This window comes from Spirillospora sp. CA-142024, assembly GCF_050942325.1.
Lineage (GTDB): Bacteria > Actinomycetota > Actinomycetes > Streptosporangiales > Streptosporangiaceae > Spirillospora.
Genome location: NZ_CP192077.1, coordinates 3,650,962 through 3,662,639, shown reverse-complemented (window position 1 = coordinate 3,662,639; position 11,678 = coordinate 3,650,962). Strand labels below are relative to the sequence as shown.

At 73.2% G+C, this 11,678-nt stretch carries 12 protein-coding genes; 11 read left to right on the top strand and 1 reads right to left on the bottom strand.

Features of this window, described 5'->3' with window-relative positions:
• The first annotated feature begins 169 nt into the window (after positions 1 to 169).
• From ACQPZP_RS17755 to ACQPZP_RS17745, 3 genes are all read left to right on the top strand, one after another.
• Positions 170 to 2,791 carry a cation-translocating P-type ATPase gene (locus tag ACQPZP_RS17755; RefSeq protein ID WP_433478713.1) on the top strand — a complete coding sequence of 874 codons (2,622 nt, stop codon included), beginning with the start codon at positions 170 to 172 and terminating at the stop codon, positions 2,789 to 2,791.
• Between the two features lie 157 nt (positions 2,792 to 2,948).
• Positions 2,949 to 3,722 (top strand): peptidoglycan recognition protein family protein, encoded by a 774-nt coding sequence (locus ACQPZP_RS17750; protein ID WP_433478712.1) that lies wholly within the window; start codon positions 2,949 to 2,951, stop codon positions 3,720 to 3,722.
• An 80-nt stretch (positions 3,723 to 3,802) separates the two neighbouring features.
• A complete protein-coding gene (locus ACQPZP_RS17745) occupies positions 3,803 to 4,216 on the top strand; it encodes a pyridoxamine 5'-phosphate oxidase family protein (RefSeq protein ID WP_433478711.1) in 414 nt (137 codons plus the stop codon).
• Positions 4,217 to 4,309: 93 nt separating this feature from the next.
• Here ACQPZP_RS17745 and mftR read toward each other — a convergent pair whose 3' ends face one another.
• Positions 4,310 to 4,909, bottom strand: a complete 600-nt coding sequence (gene mftR / locus ACQPZP_RS17740) for a mycofactocin system transcriptional regulator (RefSeq protein ID WP_433478710.1) — start codon at positions 4,907 to 4,909, stop codon at positions 4,310 to 4,312.
• Positions 4,910 to 4,990: 81 nt separating this feature from the next.
• On the opposite strand from mftR, the gene mftA reads away from it, so the two are divergent.
• From mftA to ACQPZP_RS17700, 8 genes are read left to right on the top strand one after another with little or no spacing between them, the layout of a single operon-like run.
• The gene (gene mftA, locus ACQPZP_RS17735; protein WP_433468882.1) at positions 4,991 to 5,125 is read left to right on the top strand and encodes a mycofactocin precursor MftA; all 135 of its coding nucleotides are present in this window, start codon (positions 4,991 to 4,993) and stop codon (positions 5,123 to 5,125) included.
• A gap of 8 nt (positions 5,126 to 5,133) precedes the next feature.
• Positions 5,134 to 5,448 (top strand): mycofactocin biosynthesis chaperone MftB, encoded by a 315-nt coding sequence (mftB, locus tag ACQPZP_RS17730; protein WP_433478709.1) that lies wholly within the window; start codon positions 5,134 to 5,136, stop codon positions 5,446 to 5,448.
• 17 nt (positions 5,449 to 5,465) lie between these two features.
• A complete protein-coding gene (gene mftC / locus ACQPZP_RS17725; RefSeq protein ID WP_433478708.1) occupies positions 5,466 to 6,701 on the top strand; it encodes a mycofactocin radical SAM maturase in 1,236 nt (411 codons plus the stop codon).
• Complete coding sequence (gene mftD, locus ACQPZP_RS17720; RefSeq protein ID WP_433478707.1) at positions 6,698 to 7,888, top strand: pre-mycofactocin synthase MftD; 1,191 nt, start codon at positions 6,698 to 6,700, stop codon at positions 7,886 to 7,888. Before mftC ends, mftD begins: the two co-directional genes overlap by 4 nt.
• Complete coding sequence (locus ACQPZP_RS17715; protein WP_433478706.1) at positions 7,885 to 8,685, top strand: SDR family oxidoreductase; 801 nt, start codon at positions 7,885 to 7,887, stop codon at positions 8,683 to 8,685. Before mftD ends, ACQPZP_RS17715 begins: the two co-directional genes overlap by 4 nt.
• Positions 8,682 to 9,359, top strand: a complete 678-nt coding sequence (gene mftE / locus ACQPZP_RS17710; protein WP_433478705.1) for a mycofactocin biosynthesis peptidyl-dipeptidase MftE — start codon at positions 8,682 to 8,684, stop codon at positions 9,357 to 9,359. Before ACQPZP_RS17715 ends, mftE begins: the two co-directional genes overlap by 4 nt.
• The gene (gene mftF / locus ACQPZP_RS17705; RefSeq protein WP_433478704.1) at positions 9,346 to 10,779 is read left to right on the top strand and encodes a mycofactocin biosynthesis glycosyltransferase MftF; all 1,434 of its coding nucleotides are present in this window, start codon (positions 9,346 to 9,348) and stop codon (positions 10,777 to 10,779) included. The genes mftE and mftF overlap by 14 nt, the downstream gene beginning before the upstream one ends.
• A 44-nt stretch (positions 10,780 to 10,823) precedes the next feature.
• Positions 10,824 to 11,675, top strand: coding sequence for a DUF72 domain-containing protein (locus tag ACQPZP_RS17700; protein ID WP_433478703.1), 852 nt, complete (start codon positions 10,824 to 10,826; stop codon positions 11,673 to 11,675).
• Positions 11,676 to 11,678: the final 3 nt, after the last annotated feature.

The window sequence follows — 11,678 nt, the reverse complement described above, 5'->3', positions numbered from 1 at the left end:
GTACGGGCGTGAGTCCGCCGATCCGGGGGACCTTCGGCCCTGAGGGCAGGCGGATGGACACCGCAGGCTGGACGTGTCGGGGAGGTATGGCCATGAAGATCGGATACGCCGGGGCGGCCGTGACCGGCGCGGCGGCACGGTTGATCGTCGAGCGGCCGGCCGGGCCGCGATGACGGCGGCTCCCGCGCCCTACCGCAGGCCCGCCGAGGACGTCGTCCGCGATCTGGGCGGCGACGCGTCCGACGGCCTGACCCGTGCCGAGGCCGCGGAACGGCTGGAGCGGGACGGCCCCAACACGCTGCCCGCCGCGCGCGGGCACGGCCCGATCGTGCGGTTCCTGCTGCAGTTCAACGACCCGCTGATCTACGTGCTGCTGGCGTCGGCGGCGGTGACGGGCCTGCTCGGCGAGCATGTGGACGCACTGGTGATCCTCGGTGTGGTGATCGTGAACGCCGTGGTCGGGTTCGTCCAGGAATCACGCGCGGAGAAGGCGCTGTCCGCCCTGGCGGCCATGACGCAGACGACCGCGGTCGCCGTGCGGGACGGCGCACCGCGGCGCGTCCCGGCCGCCGAACTGGTCGCGGGTGATCTGGTCGAGCTGGAGGCGGGCGACAAGGTCCCCGCGGACCTGCGGCTGCTGCGCACCGACGAGCTGGCCGTGGACGAGTCCGCGCTCACCGGGGAGTCGGTGCCCGTCGCCAAGGACACGGCGGCGCGGCCCGGCGCGGCCTTGGCCGACCGCACCGGCATGGCCTTCTCCGGCACGCTGGCGACCGCCGGCCGGGCCACCGGTCTGGTGGTGGCGACCGGCGCGCGGACCGAGCTCGGCGACATCCACCGGCTCGTGCACACCACCGGCGCCGTCCAGACCCCCCTCACCCGCAAGATCACCCAGTTCGGCAAGATCGTGACGGTCGCGGTCCTGGCGCTGGCCGCGCTGACCTTCCTGATCGGCGTCCTGCGCGGGCGGGGCGCGACCGAGATGCTCACCGCCGCGGTCGCGCTCGCGGTCGGCGCAATCCCCGAGGGCCTGCCCGCCGTCGTCACGATCACCCTGGCCCTCGGCGTCGCCCGGATGGTGCGGCGCGGCGCGATCGTCCGGCACCTGCCCGCCGTCGAGACGCTCGGCGGCACCACCGTCATCTGCACCGACAAGACCGGCACCCTCACCCAGAACCAGATGACCGTCACCGCCATCACCGCCGGCGGACGCGACTACACCCTCACCGGCACCGGCTACGCCCCCACTGGCACGATCCGGCACGATGGCCGTACGGTCGACCTCGCCGGACATCCCGCACTCCGGGAGATCCTGCTCGCCGGCCAAGGGTGCAACGACGCCCGGCTCGCCCAGCATGACGGCGGCTGGCGGATCACCGGCGACCCGACCGAGGGAGCCCTTCTCACCAGCGCCGCCAAGGCCGGGCTCGACCACGTTCCGGCCCGCGCCGCCGTTCTGCCGTTCAGCTCCGAACGCCGCTACATGGCCACACTGCACGAGGACGGAACCGTCTACGTCAAGGGCCCGGTGGAGCGGGTCCTGGAACTGTGCGGCGACGCCGCCGGCGCGGGCGGGACGCCTGTCCCCCTCGACCCGGCCGCCGTCACCGCCCGCGCCGAGGACTACGGCGGCCAAGCCCTGCGCGTCCTGGCCTTCGCCCGCGGGCACACCGGCGCCCCGGGCGGCCTGGACGACCTGCCCCCGCTGACCTTCCTCGGCCTGCAGGCCATGCTCGACCCGCCCCGCCCGGAGGCCGCCGAGGCCGTCCGGACCTGCCATGACGCCGGCATCCAGGTCAAGATGATCACCGGGGACCACGCCGCCACCGCCCGCGCCATCGGCGTCCGCGTCGGCCTGGACGGCCAGGTCATGACCGGTGCCGAGCTCACGGCCGACGTCCCGCCCCAGCGCCTCCGGGACACCGCCGTTTTCGCCCGGGTCTCCCCCGAGCAGAAGCTCCGCCTCGTCCAGGCCCTGCAAGGCGCCGGGCACGTCATCGCGATGACCGGGGACGGCGTCAACGACGCCCCCGCCCTCAAGCAGGCCGACATCGGCGTCGCCATGGGCCGCACCGGGACCGACGTCGCCAAGGAATCCGCCGACATGGTCCTGACCGGAGACGACTTCGCCTCGATCGAGCAGGCCGTCGAGGAGGGACGAGGCGTCTTCGACAACCTGGTGAAGTTCATCGTCTGGGCCCTGCCGTCCAACATCGGGCTCGGCCTCATCCTGGTCGCCGCGATCATCGCGAACACCGCGCTGCCGATCCTGCCGCTTCAGGTCCTGTGGCTGAACATGACCGCGGTCCTCGTCCTCGGCCTGCCGTTCGCGGTCGAGCCAAAGGACGAGCACATCATGCGCCGTCCGCCGCGGGACCCGTCGCTGCCGCTGCTCACCCGCGCGCTGACGACCCGGATCCTGCTGGTCTCGGCGGTCCTGCTGGCCGGCGCCTTCGGCCTCCAGCACTGGGAACGCGCCCACGGCGCCACCTCCCAGGTGGCCCAGACGATCGTCGTCAACGTGTTCGCGCTGACCCTGCTCACTTACCTGTTCAACTGCCTGTCCCTGGACCGCCCGCTGCTGTGGCGCGGCATCCGCCGCAACCCCTGGGTCGCGGTCAGCGCCGCCGCCCTCGTCGCGATCCAGCTGCTCTACACGTACACACCGGCCATGAACGACCTCTTCGGCTCCGCACCGCTCGACGCGGCCGCCTGGGCGCGCATCATCGCGATCGCCGCCGCCTCATACGTCGTGGTCGAGATCCTCAAATACGTCCAGCGCGCCCGCTAGCACGGCGCCGGCCGGTATTCCGGCATGAGCAGCAGGGACTCGGCGAGGTGCCAAACGCCGGGCTCACGGCTTGCTCATTTTTCACCTGTTCCCCTGACGGTTTCTTCGGTTAGGGATGATCGGCAGATCGATGTTCGACGGCAAGGAGCCCCCCGCCATGTCCGACTCGCCATCGCTGGCCCGCCGCGCCTTCCTGGCGCGCGCGGGCGCCGCCGCAGGCGGCGCCGTCCTGCTCGGCACAGCTGATCTCGCCCGCCCAGGTCCCGCCAGCGCCTACACCAAGCCGCGCGTCTACACCCGGGCGGAATGGAACGCCCGCCCTCCGACCTCCCAGGCAGAGATCATCGCCGCGCCCGACCATCTCGTCGTCCACCACATGGCCTTCCCCAACTCCACCGACTACTCGCTCGCCCACGCGCTCCAGTTGTCCCGCGACTGCCAGGACCTCCACATGGACACCAACGGGTGGGCCGACACCGGGCAGCAGCTCACCATCAGCCGCGGCGGACACGTCATGGAAGGCCGCAACCGCTCGCTCCAAGCCATCGGCCAAGGCGCCAACGTGATGGGCGCACAAACCGCCAACCACAACGGCCACACACTCGGCATCGAGAACGAGGGCACCTACATCACCGAGCTCCCCACGGTGGCCCTGTGGAGCGCCCTCGTCCAGACGCTGGCGTGGCTGAGCGACGCCTACGACCTGGATCCCCACGCCGCGATCGTGGGGCACCGCGACTACGTCGCCACCCAGTGCCCCGGCGACGCCTTCTACGCCGAACTGCCCCGGCTGCGCAACGAGGTCGCCGATGCACTCGGTGCCAGGCTCGCCGCCGAGCGCACGATCCCGTTCGCCCGCACGGACCTGCCCGGCCCCAGCCGCCGTGGGGACCATGGCCCGGCCGTCGGCGCGAACGAACATTCGCGCTGAGCGCTCTACACCGCCACAAGACCTCCAAGGAGGACTTTCGGCCCTGCCCTCGCCCATGGCGACCGCCTCACTCTGGACGCATGCAGTTCGATGAGAGCGGCCTGGAGATCGTGGACCAGGACGAGTGCCGCGACCTTCTGAAGCGTGCCGTCATCGGACGGATCGTCTTCACACATCAGGCGCTTCCCGCCGTCCAGCCGGTCAACTTCGCCGTCAGCCGGGGCGACATCGTGATCAGGACGTCGGGGAGGTCGAGGCTCGCCACGGCCGCCGCCGACACCGTCGTCGCCTTCGAGGTCGACGACTTCGACACCGAGGCCCGGACGGGCTGGTCGGTGATCATCGTCGGCCGCGCCCGGCGCGTCACCGACCCCCGGGAGATCACCGCGCTGGAAGCGCTGCCCCTGCACAGCTGGGCGCCGGGCAGCCGCGACACCTTCATCCGCGTCCGCTCCGATCTCGTTACCGGCCGCCGCATCGGCGAAGCCGACTGACGCCCTGGGACGGGATCTGGGCCGCACGACGAAAGGGCGCCCGCCGTTGGGCGGGCGCCCTTCCGGTGGTCGGTCCGCCGGGAGCCCGGAAGATCAGCCGAAGCCGTGCGCGAGGGCGGCCATAGATGTGTCGAGCAGGTCGCCGAGGTCGCTGCCGGGGTGCCGGAGCCACCGCTCGTAGGCGGCGACGGAGACGCCCAGGCACGCGTGCGCGACCGCCTGCGGCATCAGGTCGTCCACCGGGCGTCCGAGGCGGGACGCGGCGAACCCGGCGACGACGGCGCGCCAGTACGCGTAGCGGAGGGTCGAGTGCGCCTGCAGCGCGGGGACCTCCAGGATCAGCGTCATCCGCAGCCGGTGCCAGGGGACCTGGCCGGGGTCGAGCCGGTTGAACTCCACGATCGCCTCGCGCAGCGCGTCCATCATCGGGGCCTGCGGCGGGCACTCGGCGAACCAGGCGCGCATGCGTTCCAGCTCGCCTTCGAAGTCGCCCCAGACGACGTCGTTCTTCGAGCCGTAGTACCGGAAGAAGGTGCGGCGGCCGATCCCGGCGGCGGCCGCGATGTCGTCGACGGTGGTCTCCTCGAAGCCGCGCTCGGCGAAGAGCCGCAGCGCGACCCGCTCCAGCTCGGCGCGGGAGGTGCGCGGCCGGCGCCCGACGCGCGGGGCGGACGGTCCGGTGGTCCGGGGCACGCCTCTTCCTTTCGGCACTCAGTGCCATTATTGTGACGCACACGGCACACGATCGTGTGCGAACGATCCAGGGAGTCTCCCATGAGCGACGCTTCCCAGACCGCCTCCGTCTCCACCGCCCCCGCCGAGGACGAGGACACCGCCGCGCCGGAACTCGTCGAAGAGGACCTGCTCGTGGAAGAGGTCTCGATCGACGGCATGTGCGGCGTCTACTGAGCCCGCCGATGTCGGAGACGTCCGTTCCCGGCGCCCCGGCCGCACCGGGCTTCGACCTGGAGGCCGCGTGGGAGCTGCATCCCCAGGTGGCGGTGCGGCCGGAGCCGTTCGGGGCGCTGCTCTACCACTACGGCACGCGCCGGCTGTCGTTCCTGAAGGACCGCCGGCTGCTCGACGGCGTGCGTGCCCTGGCCGATCGGCCGAGCGCCCGGGACGCGCTGCTCAGCGCGGGCGTCGGGGAGCACGATCTCGACCGGTACCGCGCCGCGCTGTCCACGCTGGCGTCCTCTCACATGCTCGTCAAGCGGCCATTGGCCGAGTGATTCCGAGGAGCACCGCAATGACGACCATGACCGCGGCGGCACACCGCTCCCCTGGCCGACTGGTCGACCATTTCCAGCACGGGCTTCAGGCCCCCATCTGCCTCACATGGGAGCTGACCTACGCGTGCAACCTCGCGTGCGTGCACTGCCTCTCCAGCTCGGGACGCCGTGACCCGCGAGAACTCACGACCGCCGAGGCCAAGGCCGTCATCGACGAGCTCCAGCGGATGCAGGTGTTCTACGTCAACATCGGCGGCGGGGAACCCACCGTGCGGCCGGACTTCTGGGAGCTGGTCGACTACGCCACCGAGCGTGGTGTCGGGGTGAAGTTCTCCACCAACGGTGTGAAGATCACGCCGGAGGTGGCGGCCAGGCTGGCCCGCAGCGACTACGTGGACGTGCAGATCTCGCTGGACGGCGCGACGGCCGACGTCAACGACGCCGTCCGGGGCGCAGGTTCGTACGACACCGCGATCCGGGCGATGGAGAACCTGCAGAAGGCCGGGTTCCGCGAATTCAAGGTGTCGGTGGTGGTGACCCGCCACAACGCCGGGCAACTGGACGCGTTCAAGGCGATCGCCGACCGCTACGGTGCCCAGTTGCGGCTGACCCGGCTCCGTCCGTCCGGGCGCGGCGCCGACGTCTGGGACGAGCTTCACCCGACGAGCCGGCAACAGGAAGACCTGTACCACTGGCTGGTCGAGCACGGCGAGCGCGTCCTGACCGGGGACTCCTTCTTCCACCTGTCCGCCTACGGGTCGGCGTTGCCCGGCCTGAACCTGTGCGGCGCCGGACGGGTGGTCTGCCTGATCGACCCGGTCGGCGACGTCTACGCCTGCCCCTTCGCCATCCATGCGGAGTTCCTGGCCGGCAACGTCCGGGACGAAGGCGGCTTCGCCAAGGTGTGGCGCGAGTCGGACCTGTTCACCGAGCTGCGCCGCCCCCAGACCGGCGGCGCCTGCACGCAGTGCTCGGCGTACGACGCCTGCCGGGGCGGCTGCATGGCGGCCAAGTTCTTCACGGGTCTCCCGCTGGACGGCCCGGACCCCGAATGCGTCAAGGGCCACGGCGAGACGGCCTTGCGGGCAGCCGACCGTGCGAGCGCTCCGCGTCCCAGCGGCGACCACTCCCATACCGGACGGGTGCGGGACCGGCCCGTCGCGCTCGGCATGCCAGCCATCCCCGCCGGACGCCCGGACCGCTTCTGCGACGAGAGCCCGCTGGCCGGTCACGAGACAAGAGGACGATCATGAGCGGTGCATGGTTCGAGACGGTCGCCGAGGCGCAGCGCCGGGCCAGGCGGCGCCTCCCCAGGTCGGTCTACAGCGCGCTGCTGGCCGGCTCCGAGCGCGGGGTCTCCTACGACGACAACACCAAGGCGTTCGCCGAGCTGGGGTTCGCCCCGCACGTCGCCGGGCTGTCGGCCAAGCGCGACATGGAGACCACGGTCCTCGGCCAGCAGATCTCGCTGCCGGTGATCATCTCACCGACAGGTGTGCAGGCCGTCCACCCCGAGGGCGAGGTCGCGGTGGCGAGGGCGGCCGCCGCGCGGGGGACGGCGATGGGGCTCAGTTCGTTCGCGAGCAAGCCGCTGGCCGACGTCGTCGCCGCCAACCCCCAGGTGTTCTTCCAGATGTACTGGATGGGCTCCAAGGAGGAGATGGCGGGGCGCATGGAGCAAGCGCGCGCGGCCGGGGCCAAGGGCATCATCGTCACCCTCGACTGGTCGTTCTCCAACGGCCGCGACTGGGGCAGCCCCTGGATCCCCGAACGTCTCGACGTCAAGGCGATGGCCAAGCTCGCCCCGCAGGCGCTGGCGCGCCCGCGCTGGCTCCTCGACTACGCCCGGTCCAAGCAGTTGCCCGACCTCACCACGCCGAACCTGGCCGAACCCGGCGGGCAGGCGCCGACGTTCTTCGGCGCCTACGGCCAGTGGATCCAGACCCCTCCCCCATCGTGGGAGGACGTGCGCTGGCTCCGCGAGCAGTGGGACGGACCGTTCATGCTCAAGGGCGTGTGCCGCGTCGACGACGCCCTCCGCGCCGTTGACGCCGGGGTCAGCGCGATCTCGGTCTCCAACCATGGCGGCAACAACCTCGACGGCACGCCGGCGCCGATCCGCGCCCTGCCCGCGGTCGCCGACGCGGTGGGCGACCAGATCGAAGTCCTGCTGGACGGCGGCATCCGGCGCGGCGGCGACGTGGTCAAGGCGCTGGCCCTCGGCGCGAAGGCCGTGATGATCGGGCGCGCCTACCTCTGGGGCCTGGCCGCCAACGGGCAGGCCGGTGTGGAGAACGTGCTCGACGTCCTGCGCGGCGGCATCGACTCGGCCCTGCTGGGGCTTGGCCGCTCGTCGATTCATGAGCTGACGCCCGCCGACGTGCTCGTCCCGCCGGGGTTCACCCGGACGCTGGGAGCCGTGGCGGATCCGCGGCCGTGAGCACGGCGGAGCGCCCGGTCGCGGTGGTCACGGGCGCGGCCCGAGGCATCGGCGCGGCGGTCGCCGCCGCGCTCGCCCGGGCGGGGTACGACCTGGTGCTCGGCGACGTCCCGTCCCCCGGCGCCGTCGAGGGGCTCGGCTACCCGCTGGCCACCGCGCACGACCTCGCCTCGGTGGAGAAGACGTGCGGGGGCCTGGGCGCCCGGACGACCGCGCTGCCGTGCGACGTCCGGTCGCCGTCGGACGTGACACGGCTCGTGGACGCCGCCGGCGGCGGGCGCCTGGTCGCCGCGGTGGCGGTCGCCGGGATCATCGGCGCCGAAGGGCCCGCCTGGGAGCAGACCCCGGACGACCTGGACCGCGACCTGTCCGTCAACCTGCACGGAGTGGCCAACCTCGCCCGCGCCGCCGTCCCGCGCCTGATCCGCGCGCCGCACGGCCGGGGCAGGTTCGTCGCCGTCGTCTCCTCCGCGGGCGAGCGCGGGCTGCCGCGGCTGGCGTCCTATGTCGCCGCGAAGCACGCCGCGCTCGGCTACGTCCGCGCGCTCGCCGCCGATCTCGGGCCGAGCGGCGTCACCGCCAACGCCGTCCTGCCTGGCAGCACCGCCACCGCGCTGCTGGACCGCACCGCCGATATCTACCGGCTCTCCGGGGCGGGCGAGCTGGCCCGGCATCAGAGGCTGAACCGCCTGCTCGACCCCGCCGAGATCGCCTCGGCGGTGGTGTGGCTGTGTTCGGACGGCGCGTCCGGCATCACCGGCGCCGCCGTGAACGTCGACGGCGGATTCACCGGATGAGCCGTCCGCTGGCGGACATGACCTGGCCCGAGGTGGAGGGGCCGAGGCGGGTCCTGCTCGTCCCCGTCGGATCGTTCGAGCAGCACGGCCCCCATCTGCCGCTCGACACCGACACGCGCATCGCCGCCGCCGTCGCCGCGCACGTCCACCGGGCCTTCCCGCAGGCGGACCTCGGCCCCGCCGTCCCCTACGGGGCCAGCGGTGAGCACGCCGGTTTTCCCGGCACCATCAGCATCGGCACCCAGGCCCTCGCCCGGCTCGTCACCGAACTGGTGCGGGACGCCTCCCCCCGCTGGCCCACCCTCGTGATCGTCAACGGGCACGGCGGCAACACCGACGCCCTCCGGCGGGCCGCCGGCGTTTGCGCCCAGGAGGGACGGCGTCTCCTCGTCCACCATCTGGACGTCCCCGGCGGCGACGCCCACGCGGGACGCACCGAGACCTCCCTCCTCTTGCATCTGGCCCCGTCCGCCGTCCGCCTGGACCTGGCCGAGAAAGGCGCCACCAAGCCGTTGCCCGCCCTCATGCCCCGCCTCCGCGCCGAAGGGGTGCGCGCGGTCAGCCCCAACGGGGTCCTCGGCGACCCGGCCGGGGCCACCGCCGCCGAAGGCGCCCGCCTCTTCCAGTCCCTGACCCGGTCGCTGCTCGGCAGGCTGAACGATGAACTCCAATAGGACTCCGCTGCCCGCCGGCTTCCGGCTCCGCCCCGACGCCGGACTGGCGCCCCTTGAGGACGGCCGGGTCCTGCTGGGCGGAGCACCGGCCCGCATCATGCGGCTGACCCCGGACGGCGCCGACCTGGTGGAGCGGTGGCGCGGCGGTGCCCCGGTCGGTCCGGGCCGCGCCGCCGGGCTCCTCGCGCGGCGCCTGCTGGAAGCGGGCATGATGCACCCCGTTCCGCCCGAAGGGGCCACGGACCCGTCTGACGTGACGATCGTCGTCCCCGCCTACGGACGCGCCCGGCAGCTGGCGCGATGCCTGGCCGGACTCGGGACGGGCCACCCGGTCATCGTCGTCGACGACGCCTCCCCCGACCCCGGGCCGATCGCCGAGGCGGCGGCCGGGGCGGGGGCCCGGGTGATCCGGCGCCGCGTGAACGGCGGCCCGGGCGCGGCCCGCAACACGGGCGCGCGCGCCGCCCGCACGCCGTTCATCGCCTTCGTCGACTCCGACTGCGTTCCCGGGCCCGGCTGGCTGGCCCCGCTCCTGGCGCACTTCGCCGACCCCGCCGTCGCGGCGGCCGCGCCCCGCATCACCTCGCACGTCACCGGCTCCGGTGTGCTGGCCCGCTACGAGGCGGAATGCTCGGCGCTGGACATGGGCGGCGTACCCGGCATCGTCCGGCCGCGTTCGGCCGTCTCCTACGTGCCGAGCGCCGCTCTGGTCGTGCGGCGCGCCGCGTTCGGCGCGGGCTTCGACGAGCGCATGCGCGTCGGCGAGGACGTCGATTTCGTGTGGCGGCTCGCGGGCTCGGGCGCGCACATCCGTTACGTCCCCGAATCCGTCGTGGCCCATCAGCACCGGACGCGGTTGCGTGCATGGCTGGCGCGGCGGCACGACTACGGGACATCGGCCGCGCCGCTGGCGATCAGGCACCCGGACGAGCTTCCGGCCCTGACCATGTCCGGCTGGAGCGCACTGGCCTGGGGATTCGCCGCTGCCGGGAACCCGGTGGCCGGCCTGGCGGTCACCGCGGGCGGCACGGCCCTGCTCGCCCGCAAGTTCTCCGCCTGGACGGACCGGCCCTGGCCGCTCGCGATCCGGATGGCGTCCGGCGGCACCCTCGCCGCCGGGGAGATCCTCGGGCGCACGGTGATCCGCACGTGGTGGCCGGTGGCCGTCCCCGCCGCCCTCGCCGTCAAGCGGCTTCGGCTCCCGCTCGCCGCGGCCGCCGTCGGGCCCGCCGCCGTCGCGCTGCGCAGGCAGGGCGGTTCCTCGCTCGGCCCGCTGACGTGGACGGGCATCCGCCTCCTCGACGAGCTCGCCTACGGCCTCGGCGTGTGGCGCGGCTGCGCCGCCGAACGCACCATCGCCCCGCTGCTTCCGCGCCTCTGGTGGACGTCCAAGGACGGGCTCGGCTCCCGCTCCCGCTGACGCCGCCGGGCCGGGCGGCGTGCGGGCCCCGATAGCGTCGGGACATGCGGCTTCATGTGGGATGCGCGATGTGGGCTCACGCGCGGTGGCAGGGGCGGTTCCTGCCGCCGTCACTGCCTCCGGGCGAGCGGCTGAGAGCCTATGCGAGCTGGTGCAACGCCGTGGAGGGGAACACGGCCTTCTACGCGACGCCCGCACGGAGCGCGGTGGAGTCGTGGGCGGAGCAGACCGATCCCGGCTTCCGGTTCGTGCTCAAGCTGCCGAAGTCGATCACGCACGAAGGGCGGCTCGCCGGGGGCGGGGCGGAACTCCGGTCGTTCCTGCACGCCATCGAGCCGTTGCGGTCGCGGGCGCATGCCCTGTGGGTGCAGCTGCCGGGTTCCTTCGGGCCGGGCGACCTCGGGACGCTGGCGGGATTCCTGCGCGGGCTCCCCGCCGCGCACCGGTACGCGGTCGAAGTGCGGCATCGTGCGTTCTTCGAGGACGCGGGATGCGTGCGCGACCTCGAACGGGTGCTGTCCCGGGCCGGGGCCGAGTGGGTCCCGTTCGACACGACCGTGTTCTTCCAGAGCCGTCCGGGCAGCGACGCCGAGCGGGACGCGTGGACGAAGAAGCCGCGGGTGCCGCGCCGGTCTGCGGCTCTGACCGGACATCCGATCGTCCGCTACCTCGGACGGGACGACACCGAGCGCACCGTCGAGGGGTGGCGGTTCTGGGTCGGCCAGGTCGCCGGATGGCTGCGGGAAGGACGTTCGCCCACCGTGTTCGTCCACACGCCGGACAACGCGGAGGCGCTGGAGCTCGCCCGGCGTTTCCACGCCGAGGTGAGGACCCTCATGCCCGAGGTGGAGCCGCTGCCCGAGCCGGTGCCGGCCGAGCCCCCGACGCTCTTCTGACGG

What these genes read in the sequence shown, in the direction of transcription:
- ACQPZP_RS17755 (WP_433478713.1), top strand. Translation starts at nt 170, where the DNA reads ATGACGGCGGCTCCCGCGCCCTACCGCAGGCCCGCCGAGGACGTCGTC.
- ACQPZP_RS17750 (WP_433478712.1), top strand. Translation starts at nt 2,949, where the DNA reads ATGTCCGACTCGCCATCGCTGGCCCGCCGCGCCTTCCTGGCGCGCGCG.
- ACQPZP_RS17745 (WP_433478711.1), top strand. Translation starts at nt 3,803, where the DNA reads ATGCAGTTCGATGAGAGCGGCCTGGAGATCGTGGACCAGGACGAGTGC.
- mftA (WP_433468882.1), top strand. Translation starts at nt 4,991, where the DNA reads ATGAGCGACGCTTCCCAGACCGCCTCCGTCTCCACCGCCCCCGCCGAG.
- mftB (WP_433478709.1), top strand. Translation starts at nt 5,134, where the DNA reads ATGTCGGAGACGTCCGTTCCCGGCGCCCCGGCCGCACCGGGCTTCGAC.
- mftC (WP_433478708.1), top strand. Translation starts at nt 5,466, where the DNA reads ATGACGACCATGACCGCGGCGGCACACCGCTCCCCTGGCCGACTGGTC.
- mftD (WP_433478707.1), top strand. Translation starts at nt 6,698, where the DNA reads ATGAGCGGTGCATGGTTCGAGACGGTCGCCGAGGCGCAGCGCCGGGCC.
- mftE (WP_433478705.1), top strand. Translation starts at nt 8,682, where the DNA reads ATGAGCCGTCCGCTGGCGGACATGACCTGGCCCGAGGTGGAGGGGCCG.
- mftF (WP_433478704.1), top strand. Translation starts at nt 9,346, where the DNA reads ATGAACTCCAATAGGACTCCGCTGCCCGCCGGCTTCCGGCTCCGCCCC.
- ACQPZP_RS17700 (WP_433478703.1), top strand. Translation starts at nt 10,824, where the DNA reads ATGCGGCTTCATGTGGGATGCGCGATGTGGGCTCACGCGCGGTGGCAG.